This window comes from Streptomyces sp. NPDC104106, assembly GCF_055584345.1.
Genome location: NZ_JBVJMF010000001.1, coordinates 610,199 through 633,119, shown reverse-complemented (window position 1 = coordinate 633,119; position 22,921 = coordinate 610,199). Strand labels below are relative to the sequence as shown.

The window sequence follows — 22,921 nt, the reverse complement described above, 5'->3', positions numbered from 1 at the left end:
CCGGTCAGTTCGCCGTACGGACCGTGATCCTGCCGTTGCCGGACTCCGCCGTCACCGTGCGCGGGCTGCTGTCGGACCGCGGCACGGACACCGAGACCTTGCCGTTGCCCGATTCGGCGCGGACGCGGTAGTCGGCGCGGGGCACGGTGATCGTCACGGCGCCGTTGTCGCTGTGGGCGTTCACGCTGTCGGGCACGCCGCTCAGGTCGAGGTCCACCGAGCCGTTGTTCGTCCTCGCCTCGACCTGCCGGGAGGCGGCCTGGACGTGCACCGCGCCGTTGCTGGAGTCCAGTTGGAGCGGTCCGCTGGAGTCGGTGACGCGCACGGAGCCGTTGCTGCTGTGGATGCTGACCGGCTCCGCGAACCCCTGCGCCCGCACGCCTCCGTTGCCGTCGGTCACCTTCAGACCGATCCCGCGCGGCACCTGTATCCGGTACTTGGCCGAGCAGTCGGCGACGAACCCGGCGCAGTGCATCCGCAGCGTGAGGCGGTCGTCCTGGAAGGACCAGCTCACCCTGGGGTCGCTGCCGACGAGGACCTTCGCCTTGAACCACCGGGTGACCTGGACCGTGCCCGCCTGGTCGCCCTGCGCGGTGACGACCTCCAGCGCCGCGTCGTCGGAGTCCACGGTGAGCGTACGGCCCTTCAGTGCGAAGGACTTGTGGGCGGGATGCTTGTCGTCACCGGCGGAGCCGCCGCAGGCGCTCAGTCCCGCCACGAGCACCCCGGTGACCAGGGCCATGGCAGCGGTACGGGCGGCAACGGAACGGGCCATCTGATATCTCCCCCCGGACCGGCCGCCGGGTGCGGCGGCCGGAGTGTGTCGGTCTGGCACGACCGTAAAGGATCAAACATCGGCTGGGAATCGGGGAGCCTCCCGGATCCGGGGTGGGGACAACCCCCGGAAAACCCTGACCGACACCGTGATCCCCTGCTGGAACGGGTTTGCGACGCACCGGTCCTGGCAAGGTAGGCTGTCGACTCGACCTGGGCGTGTACCCGGGTGTTCGGGGTGCGTAGCTCAGGGGTAGAGCGCCTGCCTTACAAGCAGGATGTCGGCGGTTCGAAACCGTCCGCGCCCACCAGCGAGAAGCCCCCGGCCGACGGCCGGGGGCTTCTCCCCTTCATCCCTCCGCCCCCGGCTCCGGCCCCTCGTGGGCGTGCTTCAGCCGGCTGCGTGTCTCCATGCGGTCCGCGGCCGCGACCTCGGCCCAGAAGCGGTGCGTGGTGACGAACACCGCCAGTTCGTGCTCGCGCCGGCGCAGCTTCTCCACCTCGGCCTGCTCGTCCTCGGTCCAGCCCGGGGACGCGGGCCGCTCCACCTTGCGCCAGCCGGTGTCGTCACCGAATCCGTCCATCGGCACCACTGACCAGGGCAACCGCTTGAGCAGGGCCGACAGCTCGGCCCTGACCTGATGCAGCTCCTCCTGACCGGCGAGGAGGTCACTGGGGAATTCATAGGGCGTAGCCACGCAGCAATGCTACGCCTGTTCGATTTTGGGTGGCGAGTTCGCCGGTGGGCTCCGAGGGGAGGTTCAGCCGAACGGGTGGTGGAGCGGTGAGGGGCGACGCCCCGGCCCGCGGCCCCTCGCCGGGTCAGTGCCCGGCGGCCCGCAACTCGGTCATCAGGCGGGACGCCAGCGGCACCGGTACGCCGTGCCGGCCGGCCGCGCGCAGCAGTGCCCCGCCGATGGCGTCCAGTTCCAGCGGACGGCCCGCCTCGGCGTCGCGCTGCATGGACGACCTGGCGGCGGGCGGGAAGGCGTCGTACCGGGCGAGGGCCTGGTCCGGGTCGGCGGGGGCGCCGCAGGCGCGGCTGACCGCGGCGGTCTCGGCGACGAGGGCCCGCAGCTCCTCGCGGTGCCGGGTGCGGACCTCGCCGAGCGGGAGGCCGTACCGCGTGGTGAGCAGCGCGAACGGCGCCAGGAACGCCATCTTGGCCCACAGCGCGGCCGTCTCGTCCTCGGCGACGCGGGCGGTCGTACCGGCGTCGGTGAGGACGGCGGCGAGGGCGTCCAGGCGGGCGCGGGGCACACCGTCCCCGGCGAGGTCGATCTCCGTGAACGGGCTGCCGTGCTCGATCACGCCGGGGGAGACCCGGGTGGCCTCGACGCGGATCACCGCCGGGCAGACCCGGTCGGACCGGTACCGGGCGCGCAGTGCGGCCGGGTGCTCGACGCCGTTGAGCAGGGGTACGACGAGGGCGTCGCCGAGCACGGCCGGCGGGACGCGGGTGAGGGCGGCGTCGAGCGCGGTGTGCTTGACCGTGATGAGGCAGGCGGCCACCGGTTCGCGCAGCTCGGTGTCCGCCTCGACGGGCGCGGTGAACTCCCCGAACTGCGGGCTGCGGACGGCGATTCCGCCGTGGCGCAGGGCGTCGGCGGTGCGCTCCTGGGCCAGGCAGACGACGCGGTGGCCGGCGCGGGAGAGCAGGGCCGCGAGGAGTCCGCCGACGCCACCGGGGCCGAGGACGGCCACGGTGCCCCTGGCACGCGCGCCCGTGGTCCCGCCGGTGTCCCCGACGTCGCCGGTCCCGCCGCTGCTGATGTTGTCGGTGGCCATGAGGCTGTTCCTTTCGACGGTCGGCCCCGGGAGTCGGTGGCCGCCTTCGCCTCGGATCATCGCAGGGGCGGGCGGTGCGCGGGAGACTGAGGGCATGTGCCGGAGCATCAAGACACTGCGCCCGCCCGTCCTGCCCGATGTGGCCACGGACGAGGACATCCACGCCGCCGCCCTTCAGTACGTACGCAAGGTCTCGGGCTTCCGCGCCCCCGCCGCCCACAACCGCGAGGTCTTCGACCGGGCGGTGGCCGCGGTGGCGGAGGCGACGGCGGAACTGCTCGGGGGGCTGGAGGTGAGGGGGCGGTCGGTGCGGAGCGAGGCCCCGTAGGGGGCGGGAGTCGGCCACGGCAGAGGACCGTGGCCAGATGTTGAACTTGCAAGCACTGGTGAGGTCTGCCTAACCTGGGTGCCCTGTTCGGTATGCCCCCCACGACCGGCCACGTCCCCGGCCGGCGCCGAAGAGGAGAGATCCCCTCATGTCCGCACGCCTCAACTCCGCTCAGCCGTACGTCATCGCGCTGTTCCGCGCCGTCGTGGGCCTGCTCTTCGCCGTGCACGGCGCCGCCTCCCTGTTCGGCGTGCTCGGCGGCGTGCCGGGCACCAACGGCGGCACGATCCCCTCCGGCACCTGGCCCGGCTGGTACGCGGCCGTGATCCAGCTGGTCGCCGGCGCCCTGGTGCTCCTCGGCCTCGGCACGCGCGGCGCCGCACTGATCGCGTCCGGCTCGATGGCGTACGCCTACTTCGACGTGCACCAGAAGGCCGCGCTGTGGCCCATCCAGAACGGCGGCGAGCTGTCCGTCCTGTTCTGCTGGGCGTTCTTCCTGCTGGTCTTCACCGGCTCCGGCGCCTTCGGCCTCGACCGGCTCTTCGCCAGGAGCGCCGCCGCCGACGGCGAGCCCGTCACCGAGCGGGCCACGGCAGCGGCCTGACCGGCCCCCGGTACGGGACGGCGCCCTTCCCCGCCACGAGGGGAAGGGCGCCGTCGCGCGTCATACGGCGGGCGTCACTTGGAGCCGCCGAACGGCACCGTGAAGCAGGCCGCACGGGCCCCCTTGGTGCCGGGCTCGCTGTGGATCACGACCGAGGCGGCCTCGCCCTTGCGGAAGGTCCACTTGTGGTCCGCCTTGGCGTAGCCGACGCCGTTCGCGCTGGCCTTGAAGTCCAGCCACACCTCGTTCTTGTCGTTGACGTGGGCGGCGCCCATGCCGGGCTTGTCCTGGTAGTGCTTGCCGGCGGCCGCGGGGTCGGCGCCGCAGGCCTTGGAGTGGATGTGGACCCCGTAGCGGTAGCCGGGCTTCATGCCCGCCACGCGCAGTTCGACCCGCGTGGCGCCGTTGGCCGCGGTCTGCTGCCGCACGTTGATGAAGGAACCCTCCGGAACGAGGTTCTGGTCGTACGTCACGGCCTTCGACCCGGCGATCGCTTTCGCCGGGACGAACACGGCGGTGGTGTTCAGCGAGAAGCCGGCGGTGCTTCCGCTTCCGGTCGCGAACAGGGCTGCGGCGAGGGCGCCCGCGTATATGGCTGCCACCATGATGTGCACCTTTTTCCGCGCTGATGCGCTGTTTCTCTCGGGTGTGCGCCTGATGTCCGTGGAGCAGTGGATCCGGCGGGATGCGGGGATCCGGGAGACAGGCCTCTCCTCCGTTGCTACGGGACGCGCCGCCACTTCGCCGCCCGGGATGTGCCGCACGGGTGAACGCGTACGGCGGCGACGAAGGGTGCCCGGAAGGCCCGGAACCGCCCCATCGGCCCCCCTCGCCCCTGCTGTCACACCCCCGGCGTACGCTGTATGGCTGTCAACGGGGGAGCAACGGGAGTCGTGGTGTTCGAGAGCATGGGGTCACTGGCGGACGGACCGTGGATCTACGCCGTGGTGACCCTGTCCGTGCTGCTCGACGTGTTCGTGCCGGTGCTGCCCAGCGGTGTGCTGGTCATCGCGGCGGGTACGGCCGCCGCGGCGGGCTCCGGCGCGGCGACCGGCCAGGTCCCCCACGGCGTCCCGGACCTGCTCGCCCTGGTCCTGTGCGCGGCGACCGCCTCGCTCCTCGGCGATCTCGTGGCCTACCGCCTGGCCTGGCGGGGTGGCGAGCGGCTCGACCGGGCCATCGCCCGCTCCCGGCGGCTGACCAGCGCGCAGGAGCGACTCGGCGACGCCCTGGCGCGGGGCGGCGGCGCGCTCGTCGTGCTGGCCCGCTTCGCCCCCGCCGGCCGCTCGGTCGTCTCGTTCTGCGCCGGTGCCGCCCATCGCCGCGCCCGCGACTTCGTCCCCTGGTCCGCGCTGGCGGGCCTGTCCTGGGCGGCGTACAGCGTCGCCCTCGGCTACTACGGCGCCCAGTGGCTCGGCGCGACCTGGCTCGCCACGGGGGTGTCGCTGACGGCCCTGTTCGGCGCGGGCGCGGCGGCGGGCTACTTCGTGCGCCGCCGCCCGGCTTCCTGAACGCACGGACGCGCGGTGGCCCGGGCCCTTCCTCGTGACGCGCGGCGGGACCGGCCGCGGTCGGCCCCGCCGCGCGTCACCGTCCCGATGTCCGAACCTCAGCAGCTCGCCAGGTAGTTCGTCAGCGCGTTCTTCTCGGCGGTGTCGACCGAGAGGTCGTCGTAGTAATGACGCGTCCATGGCAAAGCCTTCCGGCGGGGCTCACGACTGGTTCGCGACCGGACTGTCCCCTCCCGTACGATGGGGGCGCGGAAGGGGAGTAGCCCTTCGCCGGACCGTCGACATACTGCTCAGTGAGCCTGAGCCGGCGCCCGGAGGCGGACCTCGAAGAGGCCGCCGGCGAGACCTTCGGCAAGCAGTGCACGCCCGTGCCGTCCGGCAGGGGCGCCGAGTGTGCTGCCATGCCGAGGTGTCAACGCGTGACGTACCCCACTCTCGGCGGGCAGCCCGACCGATTGAGGAACCTTGATCAGCATCACCGTGACGGCGCTCGTCTTCGGCGTCATCTTCCTCGCCGAACTGCCGGACAAGACCGCGCTCGCCGGCCTCGTCCTCGGCACCCGCTACCGGGCGAGCTACGTCTTCGCGGGCGTCGCCGCCGCCTTCCTGCTGCACGTCGTCCTGGCCGTCGCGGCGGGCAGCGTGCTGACCCTGCTGCCGCAGCGACTCGTGCACGCGCTGACCGGCGTCCTCTTCCTCGGTGGCGCGGCGATGCTGCTGCTGAAGAAGGGTGAGGACGAGGAGGAGATCAAGAAGCCCGCCGACCAGTCCTTCTGGAGGGTCGCGGGGACGGGCTTCATGCTCATCCTCGTCGCCGAGTTCGGCGATCTCACACAGATCATGACCGCCAACCTCGCCGCCCGGTACAACGACCCGATCTCCGTCGGTCTCGGTGCCGTCCTCGGGCTGTGGGCCGTCGCCGGGCTCGGCATCGTCGGTGGAAAGGCCCTGATGAAGAGGGTGCCGCTGCGGCTGATCACGCAGATCGCGGCGCTGCTGATGCTCGGGCTCGGCGTGTGGAGCCTGTACGAGGCGGTGGCGGGCTGAGGCGTCCGGCGAGCTGAACGGTGGGTGAACCCTCGCCGGAGGTGGTGGCGGGAACCGCATCTGGTTTTGTACCGTGGAGAAACAAAGTGGCCTCCGCCCGTTTTCCCTGACCGGCGGGCGGGGCCGCCTTGTCCCTCCCTTCTCCTCCCTCCCGGTCCCTCCTGGGTGGGATCGCCCTCGTCCCCGGGAGTCGCCGATGACGGCCACCGCCACGCCCGCCGTGCTCACCGCCCGCGCCCTCCTGCTCGACATGGACGGCACCCTCGTCAACTCGGACGCCGTGGTCGAGCGCGTCTGGCGGCGCTGGGCCGAGCGGCACGGGCTGGACGGCGACGAGGTGATGAAGGTCGTCCACGGCAGGCAGGGGCACGCCTCCATGGCCGTCCTGCTGCCCGACCGGCCCGTCGAGCAGAACCTCGCCGACAACGCGCGCATGCTCGCCGAGGAGACCGCCGATGTGGACGGTGTGGTGGAGGTGCCGGGGGCGAGCGCCTTCCTCGCCGCACTGCGGGGGCTTCCGCACGCGCTGGTGACCTCCGCCGACGTCGCGCTGTCCACCGCGCGCATGGGTGCCGCCGGGCTGCCGCTGCCGCGGGTGCGGATCACCGCCGAGTCGGTCGGCGCGAGCAAGCCCGACCCCGAGGGGTTTTTGAAGGGGGCCGCCGAGCTGGGCATGGCGCCGGGTGAGTGTGTCGTCTTCGAGGACTCGGGGGCGGGGATCGCGGCGGGGCGCGCGGCGGGGATGACCGTGGTGGGGGTCGGGCCGCGGGCCGGTGTGCACGGGCCCGATGTGGTGGTGCCCGATCTGACGCACGTGCGGGTGGAGGCGGGCGCCGAGGGGACGATCCGGCTGCACGTGCGCTGACACCGGGCGGAGCCCGGTGTGCGCGGACGACGGGGGGCGGCCTTGCGAGCCCGGCCACCGGGGCCGGCCTCGTGCGCGCTGACCACCGGAGGCTCCGCCCCCGGGCCCTGGGGGTTCCGTCCCCGGGTCTCCGCCCACCGGGGCTGCCCCGTGAGCCCCGACCACCGCGGCCACCGGGCCTTTGCCCACCCGCCATCCGAAACTGTCGGCTGAGAAGTGCCCCGCCCGCGCTGTGAAACCGTCGGCCGAGAGGTGGGCGCAGCCTCCACGTGGCCGGCGGAACCGTCGGTCCGAAGGAGTCGGTCAGTTGTCGGCTGTCTCCGCTTCGAGGCTCTTTCTCGTCGCCGGGCCGTACTCGCCGTAGGGGTCGGCAACGATGCCTCGGGCCAGTTGGTAATTGCGTACCGCGTCCTGGGTGGGGCGGGTGAAGGTGCCGTTGATCTGGTCGCCGTAGAGGTTCAACTGCTGTAGTCGGCGCTGGAGTTCGGTGACCTGCGGGCCCCTGTCGCCGAGTCGCAGTACCGGGGCGGCGGCGGGTGTGGGGCGGGCGGGGGCGGAGGCGGTCGCGGAGGAAGGCGTGGGGGAGGGAGGCCGGGACGCCTTCGGGGACGGTGTCGTGGGGGTCGGGGACGCGGACGGTGTCGCCGGGATCGGCGGGGCCGAGGGTGGGCGCACCCGGGAGCGGGACACGGCGGGGGAGTCCGGTGCCGTGGGGGACGCCGGAGCCGCCGTGCTCACGTCCGGGACGCTCGCCCTGACCTCCTGGGCGGCGGAGCGGTCCCGGGACGACGGGGTGTCGTACGAGAACAGCCCGCTCGCGAACCCGGCCGCCGCCACGGCCGCCACGCTCGCGCCCGCGACCGACAGCAGCGCGGCCCGCCCCCGGGACCGCCGGCGCGGCGCCCCGGAGGCATCGGGCCGCCCCTCTCCGCCCACCCGGTCCGCCTCCAGTGCCTCTCCAGCCTCCTCAGCCTCCCCGCCCCCGTCCTCGCCGAACACCCGCAGGTCGGTCGTGCGCGGTGCCGGTAACGGGGGCACGGGCAGGGTGGAGTCGGCGCGGACGTCGACCTCGACGTACGGGCGGATGCGGAGCGGGTCGAAGTCCTCGGCCGCGGCCGCTTCGGCCGTGCGCGTGTCGCGCAGCGCCTCGGCCGCCCGTTCGGTGCAGTCGCAGGACGGGCTGCGGTCCGGGCCGCGCGGTGCGCCGCACTCCGGGCAGGCGTGGCCCGCCGGGCCCGCGGGTCCCTCGGAATCAGTCACGCGTTCGTTCCTCCCCTCACAAGCTTCAGAGAATATGCGCGGCTTCTCCGCATCCGCCGCCGGAAACGCGGGACTCGACAGGCCATAACCGGTCACACCCACGACGATGGAAGTGACGCAATCCGAGCCTCCGGAGGTCTCCATGGCCCTCGACACGCACGGCGCGGCGAAGGATGCGAAGGGTGGCGAACACGTACCCGGCAGTGTGTTCGTCCCGATCGGCGCCCTGCTCCTCGGACTGCTGCTCGCCGCACTCGACCAGACCATCGTGTCGACAGCGCTGCCGACGATCGTGAGCGATCTCGGCGGGCTGGAGCACCTGTCCTGGGTGGTCACCGCCTATCTGCTGGCCTCGACCGCCGCGACCCCGCTGTGGGGCAAGCTCGGCGACCAGTACGGCCGGAAACGGCTGTTCCAGACGGCAATCGTGATCTTTCTCATCGGCTCGGCGCTGTGCGGCATGGCGCAGAACATGGGTGAGCTGATCGGCTTCCGCGCGCTCCAGGGCCTCGGCGGCGGCGGGCTGATGGTGCTGTCCATGGCGATCGTCGGCGACATCGTGCCGCCGCGTGATCGCGGGCGGTACCAGGGGCTGTTCGGGGCCGTGTTCGGGGCGACGAGTGTGCTCGGGCCGCTGCTCGGCGGGCTGTTCACCGAGCATCTGAGCTGGCGCTGGGTGTTCTACGTCAACCTCCCCGTCGGCGTCGTCGCGCTCGCCGTGATCGCCGCCGCCCTGCGCATCCCGCGCCGTACCGAACACCACGTCATCGACTACCTCGGCACCGTCCTGATCGCCTCCGTCGCCACCTGCCTGGTGCTCGTCGCCTCCCTCGGCGGTACGACCTGGGCGTGGGGCTCGGCACAGATCATCGGGCTCGCCGTGCTGGGCGTGCTGCTGGCCGTGGCCTTCGTGGCCGTCGAGCGCCGGGCCGCCGAACCGGTGCTGCCGACGGGGCTGTTCGGCATCCGCACCTTCACGCTCGCCGCCGTGATCAGCTTCATCGTCGGCTTCGCCATGTTCGGCGCCATGACCTACCTGCCGACCTTCCTCCAGGTCGTGCACCGGGTCTCGCCGACCATGTCCGGGGTGTACATGCTGCCGATGGTGTTCGGCCTGCTGCTGTCCTCCACCGTGTCCGGGCAGACCGTCAGCCGTACCGGGCGCTGGAAGGTGTTCCCGATCGTGGGCACCGCCGTCACCGCCGTCGGGCTGCTCCTGCTGCACCGGCTGACCGAGTACAGCTCGACCGCCGAGATGAGCGGCTACTTCTTCGTCTTCGGGCTCGGGCTCGGCCTGGTCATGCAGGTGCTGGTGCTCATCGTGCAGAACGCCGTGTCGTACGAGGACCTGGGCGTGGCCACCTCAGGCGCGACCTTCTTCCGCTCCATCGGCGCCTCCTTCGGAGTGGCCATCTTCGGCACGGTCTTCGCGAGCAGGCTCGGTGACAAACTCGCCGCCGCCTTCCGGGGCGTGAGCCTGCCGCCGGGGGTCGACGCGGGCACACTGAAGTCGGATCCGCGGGGCATCGCCGCCCTGCCGCCCGCGCTGCGTCCGGCGGCTCTGCACGCGTACGCCTCCGCCATCACCGACGTCTTCCTCTACGCCGCCCCGGCCGCCCTGCTCGGCTTCCTGCTGGCCTGGCTGCTGAAGGAGGACCGGCTGCGCGGCACGGTGACCGCGCCGGACGCCTCCGAGACCATCCCGCCCAACCCGGTCGAGCGCTCCTCCTACGACGAGGTCTGCCGGGCCCTGTCCCTGCTCGGCACCCGCGAGGGCCGCCGGGAGATCTACCGGGAGATCACCGAACGGGCCGGCTACGACCTGCTGCCCGCCGCCGGCTGGCTGCTGCTGCGCATCCGCAGGTACGGCTCGGTCGAGCCGGGCGTGCTCGCCGAGCGCGGTCCCATCCCGCTGGATGTGGTCCTCGCCGCCACCCGCCAGATCGAGGAACGGCGCCTGGCCGAACGCCGGGGACTGGACCTGTACCTGACCGACTCCGGCCGCCGGGCCGCCGAACGGCTGGCCGCGGCCCGCGAGGAGTCCCTGGCCGAACTGCTCGGCGACTGGTGGCGGCCTGACCGCTCGACCGACCTGACGCGGCTGGTGAAGGAACTCACCGGCGAGCTGTGCGGCTCCGCGCGCGAACAGCCCCGCGAGCAGCCGCGCGAGAGGACCCCGGCGCGCGCCACGAAGGTCACGTGACTCGGTCTACTCGACCGGCTCGGCCGACGGCCAGTTCCTTGCGGAACCAGCGCTCGGCGTACCGCTTGTCGTTGTGCGGCCCGGTCTCGGTGTAGCCGAGGCGGGCGTACAGGGCTCGGGCCTCGACCAGGTCCCCGCGGGTGTCGAGGAGCAGCCGCCGGGCGCCGAGGGCGCGGGCGGCGTCCTCGGCGGCGGCGACGAGCAGCGGGGCGCCGCCCGTGCCGCGCAGGTGCCGGTGCACGAACACCCGGGTGAGTTCGGCCGTGTCCGGGGCGAGCAGCCGTACGCCCGCCGAGCCGCCCGGCTCGCCGTCGTACCGGCCGACCAGCAACTGCCCGTCGGGCGGCGCGAGTTCGGCGCCGGTCTCGGCGGCGACGCACCGCTCCAGTTCGACCGGGTCGGTGCGGTGCCCCTCGTGCAGCAGGTACCAGCGGTCGCTGACCTCCGTGTAGTACGCCCGCCACAGCGCGGCGGCGACCGGAGAGTCGTACGGCTCGGGGCTGATGGTCCACGTCATGCGGGTCATTGTGGGCCGCCCCGCCGTTCGCCCGCCGCCCGCTTTTCTCCGCGCGCTGCCCGCGCGCCGTCCTCGCACTGCCGTCACACTGTCGTCCGTGAACCGCACCGACCGTCTCTACGCCCTCGTCGAGGAGCTGCGCGCCGCCGCGCCCCGTCCCCGCAGCGCCCGCGCGCTCGCCCGGCGCTTCGAGGTCAGCGTCCGTACGATCGAGCGGGACCTGGCCGCGTTGCAGCAGTCCGGGGTGCCGATCCACGCCGAACCGGGCCGCAGCGGCGGGTACGTGCTGGACCGGCGGAGCACGCTGCCGCCGCTCGCGATCACCCCGGCCGAGGCGACCGCCCTGGCCGTCGGGCTCCAGGCGCTGGCCGGGACGCCGTTCGCGGCGGACGCGCGCAGCGCGCTGCACAAGGTGCTGGCGGTCATGCCGGAGCGGGAGCGCCGGGCGGCGGACGAACTGGCCGACCGGGTACGGCTGTTGGTGCCGGTGTCCGGGCCGGGCCGCCCCGCCGGGCCGGTGGTGCCGGGCGCGCTGCGGGAAGCGCTGACGGCGGGCCGGGTGCTGCGGCTGCGCTACGCCGACGCGGCGGGCCGGATCACCGAGCGGGACGTCGAACCGCTCGGCTTCCTCGGCGGCACGGAGCACTGGTACCTGGCCGGCTGGTGCCGGCTGCGGGACGCGCCGCGCGGCTTCCGGCTGGACCGGGTGCGCGCCGCGACGGCCCTGGACGAGCGGGCCCCGCACCGGGACGTCGATCTCGCCGCGCTCGACACCCTCGGTACGGACGTCGTCCCCCTCGACGCGGCCCCCGCCCGCTGACCGGGAAGGCGGATGTGACGGCAAACACCGACAGGGGGGTGTCGCGGACGGGGCGCAGGCTGGTCCCCATGACGACAACGACGCAGCACGCGACCGCCTCCGCCTCCGCCGACGCCACGACCTCCGCTCCCGCCGTTTCCGGCACCCTCACCCCCGCCACCGGCAGCGCCCTCGTGGACCGCTGGACCGGCCTGTGGAACGGCGACTTCCGCGACCCGGAGGCCTTCCTCGCGCCCGGCTTCCGCATCCGCTTCGCCAACGAGCCCGAGCGGGCGGCCACCGACGGGCTGCGCGGCCCGGCCGGAATCGTGGGCCTGATCTCCGACTGGCGCGACCAGAGGCCCGGACTGGTGTACACGGTGGACGGCACCCCGCTGGTGGACGCCGGGCTGGGACAGATCGCCTGCCGCTGGTACGTGACCCGGGCGGACGGCGTGCAGAAGAGCGGGATCGATGTCCTGGCGGTGACGGACGGACGGATCACGACCGTCTGGTCGGTCAGCGGCCTGCGCCGTTTCGCGGACTGACCACCGTTTGCGGCACCCCTTGCGGGTCACCCGGAGGGGGAGCCGGCCGGCGGGGCCGGTCGAGCGGAGGGGAACCGTGTCCATAGGCATGATCGTGATCGTGATCGTGGCGGTCGTGGTCGTCGCCGCGGCCGCCTCGCTGGTCCTGCGCGCCCGCGGACGCTACGGCGGGTCGCGCCTGAAGCGGCGCTTCGGGCCCGAGTACGAGCGGACCGTCGAGGACCACGGCGGGGACACCAAGGCGGCCGAACGTGAACTGGCCGAGCGGGTCGATCGCCACGGTGGCCTGCGGGAGCGGCCGCTGGACCCGGAGGGGCGGGAGCGTTACGCGGCCCGCTGGACGGCCGTGCAGGAACACTTCGTCGACTCGCCGCGGCAGGCGGTGGCCGAGGCCGACCGGCTGCTGACGGAACTCGCCGTCGCGCGCGGCTACCCGGACGGCGGGCGCTACGAGGAGCGGTTCGCCGCGCTGTCCGTGCACCACGCCGACCACGTCGACGGCTATCGGCAGGTGCACCGCGTCGCGCGCGCCGGGGCGAGCGACCCGATGACCGAGGCCGGCTTCGGCACCGAGGAGATGCGCACGGCGCTCGTCGGAGCCCGCCCCCTCTTCGACGACCTGACCGACTCTCCCCGGCAGGCGGGCCGCCACCTGAAAGGGAGTTGAGCATCATGTCGGACAGGACGAGCGGGTCCGGCGACGAGCGCCGCACCGGCCGCCTCCCCGAGCCGCCGGACGAGGAGTGGACCCCCGAGGACGTCTCGCCGGGTGAGCGCGCACCGGATGACCTCCGGGCGGCGAATGTACCGAGGGACCCCCTGCCCGAGGAACGCCTCCCCGGCGAGCCTCCGCCGCCGGAGCCGCCGTTCCGTCTTCCCGGCTCGGTCGGACCCGGCAGGGAGGGACTGACGGGCGACGACCTCGCCCCCGAGGACGCCCCTGTGCATCGTCCCGGCCCGGAGGGCACCGGTCCGCCGCGCCTGCCCGCGGACGACGACGAGCGAACCGGAACGGAGGGACTGCGCCCCGGCACGGAGGACCTGGCCTCCGCCACGGGCCCCGCAGCACCGACGGGCGCTCCGGGCCGCGCGACCGGCGCCCAGCCGCCGGGCACGCACCCCCCGGCACACGGAAGCGGCAGGCCGGGCGGGGGCCGCATGGCCGGTGAAGATGCCATGCCGGGCGAGCGGGCGGTCGGCTCAGGCCTGATGGGTGACGTGGGTCGGTCGGCTGACGGCGGCAGCGAGGCATCAGGAGAGGACGGTCGGATGGCCGGTGAAGGGAGCATGCCGGGGGAGCGGGCGGTCGGTGTTGGCCGGGACGAGGGCCGTGTGGCCGGCGGGGAGAGCGTGGCGGCAGGGGAGGGCGGTCGGATGGCCGATGGAGGCGCGAGGCGGGGGGAGCGGGCGGTCGGCGGAGGGCAGATGGGTGACGTGGGCCGGGACGAGGGCTCGGAGGGTCGGATGGCAGGCGAGGGCATGAGGCCGGGCGGGCGGGAGGCCTCGTACGAGAGTCCGATGCCGGACGACGGGCTGGGCGTCCCGGGGACCGGTGAGACGTCGGCGCGCGAGGCGCGCGGCAGTGAGTCCCCGGGGTCCGACGCCTGGCCGACCGCGCCGGGGGCCGCCCACGCCGGTACCGGCGCCCCTCTGCTGTCCCACGAGGAGACCGACCGCTGGGAGCGCCGGATGCGGGAGCTGGCCGTCGGGTTCGTGGAGGAGCCCCGCCAGGTCGTGGAGGAGGCCGATCACGCGCTGGAGGAGATCGCCGGGCGGTTCGAGGCGGCCGTGGAGCGGCGGCGGCGTACCCTGCGGCGGTCCTGGGAGGCCTCCGAGGACCGCGGACCGGGCACCGAGGCCGACACCGAGCAACTGCGGCTCGCGCTGCGGGACTACCGGGACCTGGCCGAGCGCCTGCTACACATCTGAACGCTGGCCCGCGGCGGCGGCCCTGCGCTGCCGCCACTCCCGTACGACCTCCTCGACGTCGTACGGCTTCTTGCCCAGCGGCGGCCCCGGCTGGGGCTTGAACATCATGTCCTTGATCTTGACGTTGACGTCCTCGATGATCCGCCGGGCGATCCGCTCCGAGGGGGCCGCGTAGGCCGCCTCCAGCGCGTCCTCGGCCTCCTTGCGCAGCGCGAGCGCGGGCGGCAGGACGGACAGGCCCTCGCGCGCCATCTTCCGCTTGATCCACCACAGTTCGTCGTACGTGGAGTCGACCTCGGCGGACAGCGGTTCGCCCGCTCCCGCCAGCCGCTCGAACTCCCCGCGCCCCTGCGCGTCACGAATCTGCTTGTCGACCCAGTTCTCGAACGGCACACCCGGTGGCTTTCGCTCGGTCATGAGTCCCATTGTGCCGGACGCGGTTCGCCGGGGCGTTCTATCATGCGGCGGCGGCAGACGACCGGTCTCGCGGCCGGATGACTCAGGGGGAAACGCGCGTGCTGGAACTCACCATGGCCACCGTCTCCGAGGCCGACGCCGGAGCCACGGCCGGTATGACGATGGCCGAGGCGCCGAGCGAACCGGGCGCGGCGCTCCGGGTCGGCCGGGACGCGGCCCTGTGCCGGCTGGTCACCCCCGAGGACTGGCTGTTCGTCTCGCGCGTCCACCTGGAGTTCCAGTGCGGCCCGGACGGCGGCTGGCAGGTCACCTGGCTGCGCGGTTCGCAGGCCGAGCCGGCCGCCGAAGTACGGCTCACCGGGGGCGAGTTGGACCAGCCCCTCGGCTACGGCTCGACGGTACGGCTGCCGCACGGCGGGTCCGGCGAGATCGTCGTCCAGGACCGCACCGCGCCGCGCAGCGTCAACGTCGGCTTCTACCACGAGGTGTGAGCCGCCGCCCGGGGCCGTGGAGCCCATGGGCATGGAGCCCGTCGAGCCCGTGATGAGGGCTCAGGCCAGGACGCGGGCCAGCGCGAAGCCGTCGTAGCCCTTGCTGCCGACCGTCTGCAGCGCCGTACCGCTCAGCCTCGGGTGACCGGCGATCAGCTCGATGGCGGCGCGGGTGCCGAGCACGTCCGGCTCGGTGCTGTCCGGGTCGGCGACCCGGCCGCCGCGCACCACGTTGTCGACCACGATCAGGCTGCCGGCGCGGGTGAGCCGCAGCGCCCACTCCACGTAGTGCGCGTTGTTGGCCTTGTCGGCGTCGATGAAGACGAGGTCGAAGGGGGGCGGGTTCTCGTCGGCGAGCTTCGGCAGCGACTCCAGGGCCGGGCCGACCCGCACCTCCGCGACCCGGTCCAGGCCCGCCCGCGCGATGTTGCGGACCGCGACCTCGGCGTGCTTGGCGCTGTACTCCAGCGAGACCAGCCGGCCGTCCTCGGGCAGCGCCCGGGCCAGCCAGATCGTGCTGTACCCGCCGAGCGTGCCGATCTCCAGGACGCTGCGCGCGCCCTGCACCTGCGCGAGGAGCTGGAGGAACTTGCCCTGCGCGGCGGTGACGGCGATGTGCGGCAGTCCGGCGGCGTCGTTCTCCCGCAGGGCGGCCTGGAGCGCCTCGTCGTCGGGCGCCAGGTGGCTGGTGAAGTAGTCGTCGACGTCGTCCCAGAGCTGCGAGCCGGTCATGCTCCTGCTCCCTTTCCCGAGTGCCTGCGCTTCCCCTGCGACGTCATCGTCTCAGCCCGGGGGCGCGGAGGGGGAGATCGGCGGCGCGTCCGAAGCGGGCGGCCACGGCGACGCCCCGGGGGCGCGGGGCCGTACCGACATACGGCTTCGCCGCCGGGGCGGAACCCGACGGCGGCGATCCGCGGCCTGCGACGGTGAATAGGGCTTACGGCGCTCGGCCGGCCTGCTTCGCCGCCGGGGTGGTACTTGGCGGCGGCGATCCGCGGCCTGCGACGGTGAATAGGGCTTACGGCGCTCGGCCGGCCTGCTTCGCCGCCGGGGCGGAACCCGGCGGCGGCGATCCGCGCCCTGCGACGGTGAATAGGGCCTACGGCGCTCGGCCGGCCTGCTTCGCCGCCGGGGTGGTACTTGGCGGCGGCGATCCGCGCCCTGCGACGGCGAGTGGGGCCTACGGCGGCGAGTGGGGCCTACGGCGCTCAGTCCGCCTGCTCCACCGCCGGGGCGGAACCCGGCAGGGGGCGTCCGGCGCTCTCCGACATCCGCCAGACCGCGAAACCGCCGATGACAGCCGCGGCCATCATGTAGTACGCGGGCATCATCATGTTCCCCGTCGCGCCGATCAGCACCGTGACCACCAGCGGCGTCGTCCCGCCGAACAGGGACACCGAGACGTTGAAGCCGATGGACAGGGAGCCGTAGCGGACCCGGGTCGGGAAGAGGGCGGGCAGCGCGGCCGGCATGGCCGCCGTGAAGCAGACCAGGAGCAGGCCCAGCGCGCCCATGCCCAGGGCGACGGCGAGCAGACTGCCCTGGCGGATCAGCAGCAGCGCGGGCACGGACAGCAGCAGGAAGCCCGCGCAGCCCGCCGCGATGACCGGCCGGCGGCCCACCCGGTCGCTCAGCGCGCCCGCGAACGGCTGGACGATCATCATCAGGGCCATCACGCCCAGCACGACCAGCAGCCCGTGCGTCTCGTCGTACTTCAGCTCGCTCGTCAGATAGCTCGGCATGTACGACAGCAGCATGTAGTCGGTGACGTTGAAGACCAGCACCAGGCCCATGCACAGCAGCAGGGCCTTCCACTGCCCGGCCACCATCTCGCGCAGCGGCACCTTCGGCCGCTCCGCCGCCGCCTTCTCGACCTCCGCGGCGAACGCCGGGGTCTCCTCCAGCCGCATCCGCAGGTACAGGCCGATGACGCCCATCGGGCCCGCGATCAGGAACGGGATCCGCCAGCCCCAGGACAGCAGGTCGGCGGACGACAGCAGCGCGGTCATCAGCGTGACCAGCCCGGCGCCGCCGATGTACCCGGCGAGCGTGCCGAACTCCAGCCAGCTGCCGAAGAAGCCCCGCTTCTTGTCGGGCGCGTACTCGGCGATGAAGGTGGACGCGCCCGCGTACTCGCCGCCGGTCGAGAAGCCCTGCACCAGACGGGCCGCGAGCAGCAGCAGCGGCGCGCCCACGCCGATCGACGGGTACGACGGGATCAGGCCGATGGCGAACGTGCCCGCCGCCATCATGATCATCGTGACGGCGAGCACCTTCTGGCGGCCCACCCGGTCGCCCAGCGGACCGAAGACCATCCCGCCCAGTGGCCGCACGAGGAACGCCGCGGCGAAGGCGCCGAACGTCGACAGCAACTGCGCGGTCGGGTTGCCGGACGGGAAGAAGACCTTGCCCAGGGTGACCGCGATGTAGCTGTAGACGCCGAAGTCGAACCACTCCATGGCGTTGCCGAGGGCGGCGGCCTTCACGGCGCGCTTGACCAGCGCCGGATCGGTGACGGTGACCTCGGCACGGGCCTTCGCGGCCCGCGCGGTCTTCGGATACGGGGTGACGGCTGTGGCGACTGCCAAAACGAAGCTCGCCTACCTCTCGACGGGGACAGGGACGCGGTCCGTACGGCGACGCTGCCGGGATACGGTCCGAAAAACGACCATAGAGGGGTTTGTGCCCCTTACGCACGGTACGCACATGGCTGCATAGCGCAGCCAAATGCTGCGCACGCAGGTACGTCTGCCCGCTCCACGCGCCGTACTCCACTCCCGCACTGTGATCCTTGTCGCGCCCCGCAACCGCAACCGCGCAGGCCGCGGACTGTCGTCATCCGGACAAAAGGTGAACGAAAGCCGGACGAAAGCCGGGCGGACGTCAGGTGAAGCGGGGGTTGCCCGCGTCTTCCCGTAAGGGGTCTGCGAGGCTCATGAGGAGACTCAGAGGTTTCGCAGAGGAACGTGGCGTACAGGGCGCCGGACAACGGGGCGGGAGGCCGACGGGGCGTGGCGAACGTGGAGCACAGCGGGCGACCGACGGATGCCTTCGGGCCGGCCCCCACCGAAGCAGGGCTGCGCGCGACCCGGTTCGCGCTGTGGGCCGTGGCCGTGCTCCTCGCCGTACGGCAGCTGGCCGTCGTCCTCAGCACCCCCAGCGGAGAGCGGCTGACCGACCTGGAGACCTGGGTCGGCCCGCACGGCGTCCTCCACGTGGACGGGTCCATCTACGACTCCACGCGCTTCACCGGCACCCCCTTCGGCGGGCTGGTCCTCAAGCCGCTGACCCGCTCCGCGCAGGCCGCGCTCGGCTGGGGCTGGACCTTCGGCAGCCTGCTGCTGGTCGTCGTCCTCGGCGTGGTCGCCGCCCGCGCGCTGCCCCGGCCGGTCAGCCGCCGCACCTCGCTGCTGGCCACACCGGTCGCGATCAGCCTGCTGATGCTGTCGCTGCCGGTGCGCAACGCCCTGTGGCTCGGCCAGACCAGCATCATCCCGGTGCTCCTCGTGCTGCTCGGCTGCTTCGCGGTACGCGGGGAGCGCACCGGAGGGCTGTGCATAGGCCTGGCCGCCGCGCTCCAGCCGACCCTGCTGCTGTTCGCCCCGCTGCTGTGGTTCACCGGCCGCCGCCGGGCCGCGCTGAGCACGGGCGCCACCTTCGGTGTCCTCACCGCGCTCGCCTGGGCCGCGCTGCCGAACGACTCGTACGCGTACTGGGTGCACCACATGGCCGGAGTGGGCCTCGGCGGCAAGGCCGACGCCCTCGGCAACCAGTCGCTGCACGGAGCGCTGCTGCGCCTCGGTCTGTTCGGCCGGCCCGAGATCGCCGTCTTCCTGCTGCTGGCCTCCGCCGTCGCGGCCCTCGCCGTGCGCCGCGCGGTGCGCTACGCCGCCGACGGCCAGCTGCTGCTCGCCGTCGCCGTCACCGGCTGCGCCGTCGTCGCCGTCTCGCCCACCGCCTGGCAGTACCAGCTGCTGTGGGTGCTGCTCGCCGTGGTCGGCCGGGTCGGCAGACGGGCCTCCGACCGCTACGTCTGGCCGGTCGCCGTCGTCCTCGTCACCACGCTCCCGACGGCGATGATGCTGCCGAACACGCCGGTGATGTACCCGCTGCGGGACAACCTCGTCCTGCTCGCGGCCCTGGCCGCCGCGACGGCCGTCCCCTTCCTGTCCCGGACGTCCCCCTCCTACCGGGCTCCGATCCCGACGGAGTACGCCCCGCCGGTCCCGGCCCGCTTCCGGCGCGTCCCGCTCCTGCCCCTCCTGCGCCGGGTGCTGACCCGCCCGAACCTGCTGCTGGAACTGCTCCTCATCCGTGTCGTCTACGCCGCCTACTCCCAGGTCCGGCTCGCCGCGACCGGCGGCACCGTCTCCGGCGGCCGGGCGCGCGCCGAGCACCACGGGCACATCGTGCTCGGCATCGAGCGCTTCCTGCACATCGACATCGAGCACTGGGCCAACCACGCGGTCGCGAAGATCGAGTGGCTGCGGGACTTCTTCGGCTTCTACTACGAGTCCTTCCACTTCGTCGCGCCCCTGTCGATCCTGGCCGTCCTCTACTGGCGGCGCCCCGTCGACTACCGCTGGGCCCGCGCCTCCCTCGGCTTCGCCACCTTCCTCGCCCTGATCGGCTTCTGGCTCTTCCCGCTGGCCCCGCCCCGCCTGATGCCGGGCCTCGGCATCATCGACACCGTCCACGGCGTCCAGGACTTCTCCAAGCCCGACTACGGCGCCCTGACCGCGCTCACCAACCAGTACGCGGCGATGCCGTCGCTGCACTTCGGCTGGTCCCTGTGGTGCGGCCTGGTCATCGCCGTCATCGCCCCGAAGCGGTGGATGAAGGCCCTCGGCCTCCTGCACCCCCTCCTCACGGTCTCGGCCATCATCGTCACCGGCAACCACTGGATCCTGGACGCGATCGGCGGCGCGGCGGTGGTGCTGGCCGGCTTCGGCCTGTCGTACGCCTTCCAGGGACCGAGGGCGAAGAGGACCGCCGCCTGCGCGGGTGACCCGACGGCCATGTCCGAGTCAGAGGCGGGGAACGCCGTCGGTCCCGGTCCCGCACTCGAACCAGACCGACTTGCCGGTCCCGGCCGGTGACACACCCCACTTGTCGACCACGCCGTCCAGCAGGACGAGGCCGCGTCCGCACTCCATCTCGTGGCCCACGTCCCGTCCGGTCACGGGGAGTTGGCCGAAGCCGTCGGTCACCTCGGCCCGTACGCCCGCCGTCTGCCGCGCGAGCAGCACCGTGCAGCGGCGGTCGGGCACGTGCCGTACGACGTTGGCGACCAGCTCGCTGACGCCCAGCTCCACGGCGAACGTCAGCTCCGCCAGCTCCCATTCGCACAGGAGCGAGCGGACGATACGGCGGATGTGGCGGACGGAGTGCTCGCTGACGGTGAGCCGCATGCGGTACTGGGGAGTGTGGGGAATGTTCAGGTTCACAGGACGAGGCTGACATCGCGTCACTACTGTGGGCAACGGATCGGATACAACGCGTTCCGCCGTCAAAGGAGTTGCCAGAGAGGGGACCGACCCACCGTGGCCCACACCCCGGCGCCTCGCCGCTCGACTACTACGGCTTCGAACTGCGCCGGTACCGCGAGGCGGCGGGGCTGACGCAGAAGCAGCTCGGGGACATCATCAATTACACCGTCCCTGGTGTGCCAGATCGAGACGGCCAGGAAGGTGCCGACGGTCGAGTTCAGCGAGCGGGTGGACGCGGCGCTGGGGACGGGCGGGGCGTTGTCCCGGCTGGTGGATCTGGTGTTGCGCAGTCAGTTGCCGGCGTGGTTCAGGGAAGTGGCAGAGCTTGAGGCGCGGTCCACGCAGATGAACACCTTCCACACGCACCTGGTTCACGGGTTGTTGCAGACTCCGGCGTACGCACGTGCAGTGCTCGGCGTGCTCGACCAGGCCAAACTCGATGACCGCACGGCCGCCCGGATGGCCCCGCAGCGCATCTTCGAGAAGGGCCGGCCTCCGCACTTCTGGGCGGTGGTCAGTGAGGCGGCACTCTGGCAGGAAACCGGCGGCCCGGAGGTCATGCGGGAGCAACTGGCGCACTTGTTGTCGTATGAGGGGCACCGCCTGATCAACATCCAGGTGCTGCCCTTCTCAGCCGGGGCCCACGCCGGTTCGCAAGGCTCGTTCGACCTCTTCCACTTCGCGAGCGACCCTTCCATCGTGTACACCGAGGGCTACAGCAGTGGGCATCCGACCGCGAACCCGGACACTGTCAAGGACTGCTCGCTCCGTTGCGATCATCTGCAAGCCGCCGCGCTCTCCATCAGGGACTCGGCGGTGCTGATCCGGCGCGTGATGGAGGACCGCTTTGCAGAGCAAGTGGCGTAAGTCCAGCTACAGCGGAGATCAGGGCGGCTCGTGCGTCGAGTGTGCGACGCTCGGCCCGCTCGCCTGGCGCACGTCGTCGTACAGCGGTGACCAGGGCGGTGAATGCGTCGAGGTGGCCGACACCCCCTGCGCCACCGTGGCCGTGCGCGACTCCAAGACCCCGGCGGGACCGGTCCTCGCTCTCGGCCCCGCCGCCTTCGCCACCTTCGTGAACTGGGCCGCTACAGCCGCTGGATGATCGTGCCGGTGGCCAGGCCGCCGCCCGCGCACATCGTGATGAGGGCGAACTCCTTGTCCGTGCGCTCCAGTTCGTGCAGGGCGGTGGTGATCAGGCGGGCGCCGGTCGCGCCGACCGGGTGACCGAGGGCGATCGCGCCGCCGTTGACGTTGACCTTGCCCAGGTCCTGCTCGAAGACCTGGGCCCAGCTCAGGACGACGGACGCGAAGGCCTCGTTGACCTCCACGAGGTCGATGTCCGTCAGGGTCATCCCGGCCTTGCCCAGGACGGCGCGGGTCGCGTCGATCGGGCCGTCGAGGTGGAAGTGGGGGTCGGCACCGACCAGGGCCTGGGCGACGATCCGGGCCCTCGGCCGCAGCTTCAGGGCGCGGGCCATCCGCTTGGAGGCCCACATGACGGCCGCCGCGCCGTCGGAGATCTGCGACGAGTTGCCCGCCGTGTGGACGGCTGTCGGCATGACCGGTTTCAGGCCCGCCAGCGCCTCCGGCGAGGTGTCGCGCAGGCCCTCGTCCTTGTCGACCAGGCACCACATGCCCTGCCCGGCGTACTGCTCCTCCTCGGTGGTCGGCACCTGCACGGCGAACGTCTCGCGCTTGAAGCGTTCCTCCGCCCAGGCGAGGGCCGCGCGCTCCTGGGAGAGGAGGCCCAGTCCGTCGACGTCCTCACGCGTCAACCCCCGGTGGCGGGCGATGCGTTCGGCCGCCTCGAACTGGTTGGGCAGGTCGACGTTCCACTCGTCCGGGAACGGCTTGCCGGGGCCGTGCTTGGAGCCCGAGCCCAGCGGCACCCGGGACATGGCCTCCACACCGCAGCTGATCCCCACGTCGATCACGCCGCCCGCGACCATGTTGGCCACCATGTGCGAGGCCTGCTGCGAGGAGCCGCACTGGCAGTCGACGGTCGTCGCGGCCGTCTCGTAGGGCAGGCCCATGGCCAGCCAGGCGGTGCGCGCGGGGTTCATGGACTGTTCGCCGGCGTGGGTGACCGTGCCGCCGACGATCTGCTCGACCGCGTCGGCGGGGATGCCGGTGCGGCCGAGGAGTTCACGGTAGGTCTCGCCCAGGAGGTAGGCGGGGTGCAGGTTGGCGAGCGCGCCGCCGCGCTTGCCGATCGGGGTGCGGACGGCTTCGACGATCACGGGTTCGGCGGCCATGGACGGGTCCTCTCCGAGGGCTCTCCTCCGGAACGTGCCAGAATTAGTACGCGTTCTAGTTCTGAGGGCAGTTTGCTGACGTGACGTCCATCA

At 72.8% G+C, this 22,921-nt stretch carries 24 protein-coding genes, 1 tRNA gene and 1 pseudogene; 15 read left to right on the top strand and 11 right to left on the bottom strand.

What is annotated here, in order from left to right; genetic code table 11:
• Positions 1-4: 4 nt before the first annotated feature.
• Positions 5-775 (bottom strand): DUF4097 family beta strand repeat-containing protein, encoded by a 771-nt coding sequence (locus ACZ60X_RS02970; RefSeq protein ID WP_469592551.1) that lies wholly within the window; start codon positions 773-775, stop codon positions 5-7.
• 235 nt (positions 776-1,010) lie between these two features.
• Between ACZ60X_RS02970 and ACZ60X_RS02965 the strand changes: the two genes are divergently transcribed.
• A tRNA-Val gene (locus ACZ60X_RS02965) sits at positions 1,011-1,085 on the top strand.
• A 39-nt stretch (positions 1,086-1,124) separates the two neighbouring features.
• Here ACZ60X_RS02965 and ACZ60X_RS02960 read toward each other — a convergent pair.
• Both ACZ60X_RS02960 and ACZ60X_RS02955 read right to left on the bottom strand, forming a co-directional pair.
• Complete coding sequence (locus tag ACZ60X_RS02960; RefSeq protein ID WP_469592549.1) at positions 1,125-1,472, bottom strand: hypothetical protein; 348 nt, start codon at positions 1,470-1,472, stop codon at positions 1,125-1,127.
• A gap of 124 nt (positions 1,473-1,596) precedes the next feature.
• Positions 1,597-2,562 (bottom strand): ketopantoate reductase family protein, encoded by a 966-nt coding sequence (locus ACZ60X_RS02955; RefSeq protein WP_469592547.1) that lies wholly within the window; start codon positions 2,560-2,562, stop codon positions 1,597-1,599.
• A gap of 94 nt (positions 2,563-2,656) precedes the next feature.
• On the opposite strand from ACZ60X_RS02955, the gene ACZ60X_RS02950 reads away from it, so the two are divergent.
• Entirely contained in the window at positions 2,657-2,890 is a 234-nt protein-coding gene (locus ACZ60X_RS02950; protein WP_469592545.1) for a DUF2277 domain-containing protein, read from the top strand.
• Between the two features lie 148 nt (positions 2,891-3,038).
• Entirely contained in the window at positions 3,039-3,494 is a 456-nt protein-coding gene (locus tag ACZ60X_RS02945; protein ID WP_469592543.1) for a DoxX family protein, read from the top strand.
• 74 nt (positions 3,495-3,568) lie between these two features.
• Here ACZ60X_RS02945 and ACZ60X_RS02940 read toward each other — a convergent pair whose 3' ends face one another.
• Positions 3,569-4,099: a superoxide dismutase family protein gene (locus ACZ60X_RS02940; protein ID WP_469592540.1), complete on the bottom strand. Its 531-nt coding sequence runs from the start codon at positions 4,097-4,099 to the stop codon at positions 3,569-3,571.
• A 291-nt stretch (positions 4,100-4,390) separates the two neighbouring features.
• On the opposite strand from ACZ60X_RS02940, the gene ACZ60X_RS02935 reads away from it, so the two are divergent.
• From ACZ60X_RS02935 to ACZ60X_RS02925, 3 genes are all read left to right on the top strand, one after another.
• On the top strand, positions 4,391-5,005 hold the full coding sequence (locus ACZ60X_RS02935; protein WP_469593001.1) for a DedA family protein: 615 nt from the start codon (positions 4,391-4,393) through the stop codon (positions 5,003-5,005).
• Between the two features lie 465 nt (positions 5,006-5,470).
• Positions 5,471-6,052 (top strand): TMEM165/GDT1 family protein, encoded by a 582-nt coding sequence (locus tag ACZ60X_RS02930; RefSeq protein WP_469592538.1) that lies wholly within the window; start codon positions 5,471-5,473, stop codon positions 6,050-6,052.
• Between the two features lie 196 nt (positions 6,053-6,248).
• Positions 6,249-6,917 carry an HAD-IA family hydrolase gene (locus tag ACZ60X_RS02925; protein ID WP_469592536.1) on the top strand — a complete coding sequence of 223 codons (669 nt, stop codon included), beginning with the start codon at positions 6,249-6,251 and terminating at the stop codon, positions 6,915-6,917.
• Between the two features lie 303 nt (positions 6,918-7,220).
• On the opposite strand, the gene ACZ60X_RS02920 is transcribed toward ACZ60X_RS02925, so the two are convergent.
• On the bottom strand, positions 7,221-8,177 hold the full coding sequence (locus ACZ60X_RS02920; RefSeq protein WP_469592534.1) for a peptidoglycan-binding domain-containing protein: 957 nt from the start codon (positions 8,175-8,177) through the stop codon (positions 7,221-7,223).
• 142 nt (positions 8,178-8,319) lie between these two features.
• On the opposite strand from ACZ60X_RS02920, the gene ACZ60X_RS02915 reads away from it, so the two are divergent.
• Positions 8,320-10,380 carry an MDR family MFS transporter gene (locus ACZ60X_RS02915; RefSeq protein ID WP_469592999.1) on the top strand — a complete coding sequence of 687 codons (2,061 nt, stop codon included), beginning with the start codon at positions 8,320-8,322 and terminating at the stop codon, positions 10,378-10,380.
• Here ACZ60X_RS02915 and ACZ60X_RS02910 read toward each other — a convergent pair.
• Positions 10,373-10,897: a GNAT family N-acetyltransferase gene (locus tag ACZ60X_RS02910; RefSeq protein WP_469592532.1), complete on the bottom strand. Its 525-nt coding sequence runs from the start codon at positions 10,895-10,897 to the stop codon at positions 10,373-10,375. The two genes, ACZ60X_RS02915 and ACZ60X_RS02910, sit on opposite strands and share 8 nt — an antisense overlap.
• A gap of 97 nt (positions 10,898-10,994) precedes the next feature.
• Here ACZ60X_RS02910 and ACZ60X_RS02905 point away from each other — a divergent pair, with 97 nt between their 5' ends.
• From ACZ60X_RS02905 to ACZ60X_RS02890, 4 genes are all read left to right on the top strand, one after another.
• Complete coding sequence (locus tag ACZ60X_RS02905) at positions 10,995-11,717, top strand: helix-turn-helix transcriptional regulator (RefSeq protein ID WP_469592530.1); 723 nt, start codon at positions 10,995-10,997, stop codon at positions 11,715-11,717.
• Between the two features lie 68 nt (positions 11,718-11,785).
• The gene (locus ACZ60X_RS02900; protein ID WP_469592528.1) at positions 11,786-12,244 is read left to right on the top strand and encodes a nuclear transport factor 2 family protein; all 459 of its coding nucleotides are present in this window, start codon (positions 11,786-11,788) and stop codon (positions 12,242-12,244) included.
• A 76-nt stretch (positions 12,245-12,320) separates the two neighbouring features.
• Positions 12,321-12,911 carry a hypothetical protein gene (locus ACZ60X_RS02895; protein WP_469592526.1) on the top strand — a complete coding sequence of 197 codons (591 nt, stop codon included), beginning with the start codon at positions 12,321-12,323 and terminating at the stop codon, positions 12,909-12,911.
• A gap of 851 nt (positions 12,912-13,762) precedes the next feature.
• The gene (locus ACZ60X_RS02890; RefSeq protein ID WP_469592524.1) at positions 13,763-14,173 is read left to right on the top strand and encodes a hypothetical protein; all 411 of its coding nucleotides are present in this window, start codon (positions 13,763-13,765) and stop codon (positions 14,171-14,173) included.
• Here the strand turns inward: ACZ60X_RS02890 and ACZ60X_RS02885 are convergent.
• A complete protein-coding gene (locus ACZ60X_RS02885; RefSeq protein WP_469592522.1) occupies positions 14,162-14,590 on the bottom strand; it encodes a DnaJ family domain-containing protein in 429 nt (142 codons plus the stop codon). The two genes, ACZ60X_RS02890 and ACZ60X_RS02885, sit on opposite strands and share 12 nt — an antisense overlap.
• Positions 14,591-14,688: 98 nt before the next feature.
• On the opposite strand from ACZ60X_RS02885, the gene ACZ60X_RS02880 reads away from it, so the two are divergent.
• The gene (locus ACZ60X_RS02880; protein WP_469592520.1) at positions 14,689-15,081 is read left to right on the top strand and encodes a hypothetical protein; all 393 of its coding nucleotides are present in this window, start codon (positions 14,689-14,691) and stop codon (positions 15,079-15,081) included.
• Between the two features lie 60 nt (positions 15,082-15,141).
• On the opposite strand, the gene ACZ60X_RS02875 is transcribed toward ACZ60X_RS02880, so the two are convergent.
• Both ACZ60X_RS02875 and proP read right to left on the bottom strand, forming a co-directional pair.
• A complete protein-coding gene (locus tag ACZ60X_RS02875) occupies positions 15,142-15,813 on the bottom strand; it encodes an O-methyltransferase (RefSeq protein WP_469592518.1) in 672 nt (223 codons plus the stop codon).
• Between the two features lie 476 nt (positions 15,814-16,289).
• Positions 16,290-17,669, bottom strand: coding sequence for a glycine betaine/L-proline transporter ProP (gene proP / locus ACZ60X_RS02870; RefSeq protein ID WP_469592516.1), 1,380 nt, complete (start codon positions 17,667-17,669; stop codon positions 16,290-16,292).
• A gap of 423 nt (positions 17,670-18,092) precedes the next feature.
• On the opposite strand from proP, the gene ACZ60X_RS02865 reads away from it, so the two are divergent.
• Entirely contained in the window at positions 18,093-20,180 is a 2,088-nt protein-coding gene (locus ACZ60X_RS02865) for a bifunctional glycosyltransferase 87/phosphatase PAP2 family protein (protein ID WP_469592514.1), read from the top strand.
• Here the strand turns inward: ACZ60X_RS02865 and ACZ60X_RS02860 are convergent.
• The gene (locus tag ACZ60X_RS02860; protein ID WP_469592997.1) at positions 20,109-20,492 is read right to left on the bottom strand and encodes an ATP-binding protein; all 384 of its coding nucleotides are present in this window, start codon (positions 20,490-20,492) and stop codon (positions 20,109-20,111) included. The two genes, ACZ60X_RS02865 and ACZ60X_RS02860, sit on opposite strands and share 72 nt — an antisense overlap.
• 107 nt (positions 20,493-20,599) lie before the next feature.
• Between ACZ60X_RS02860 and ACZ60X_RS02855 the strand changes: the two are divergent.
• A pseudogene (locus ACZ60X_RS02855) lies at positions 20,600-21,437 on the top strand (helix-turn-helix domain-containing protein).
• Positions 21,418-21,675 carry a DUF397 domain-containing protein gene (locus ACZ60X_RS02850; protein ID WP_469592512.1) on the top strand — a complete coding sequence of 86 codons (258 nt, stop codon included), beginning with the start codon at positions 21,418-21,420 and terminating at the stop codon, positions 21,673-21,675. The pseudogene ACZ60X_RS02855 and the gene ACZ60X_RS02850 overlap by 20 nt, the downstream one beginning before the upstream one ends.
• On the opposite strand, the gene ACZ60X_RS02845 is transcribed toward ACZ60X_RS02850, so the two are convergent.
• Positions 21,659-22,828, bottom strand: a complete 1,170-nt coding sequence (locus ACZ60X_RS02845) for a steroid 3-ketoacyl-CoA thiolase (RefSeq protein ID WP_469592510.1) — start codon at positions 22,826-22,828, stop codon at positions 21,659-21,661. The two genes, ACZ60X_RS02850 and ACZ60X_RS02845, sit on opposite strands and share 17 nt — an antisense overlap.
• Positions 22,829-22,921: the final 93 nt, after the last annotated feature.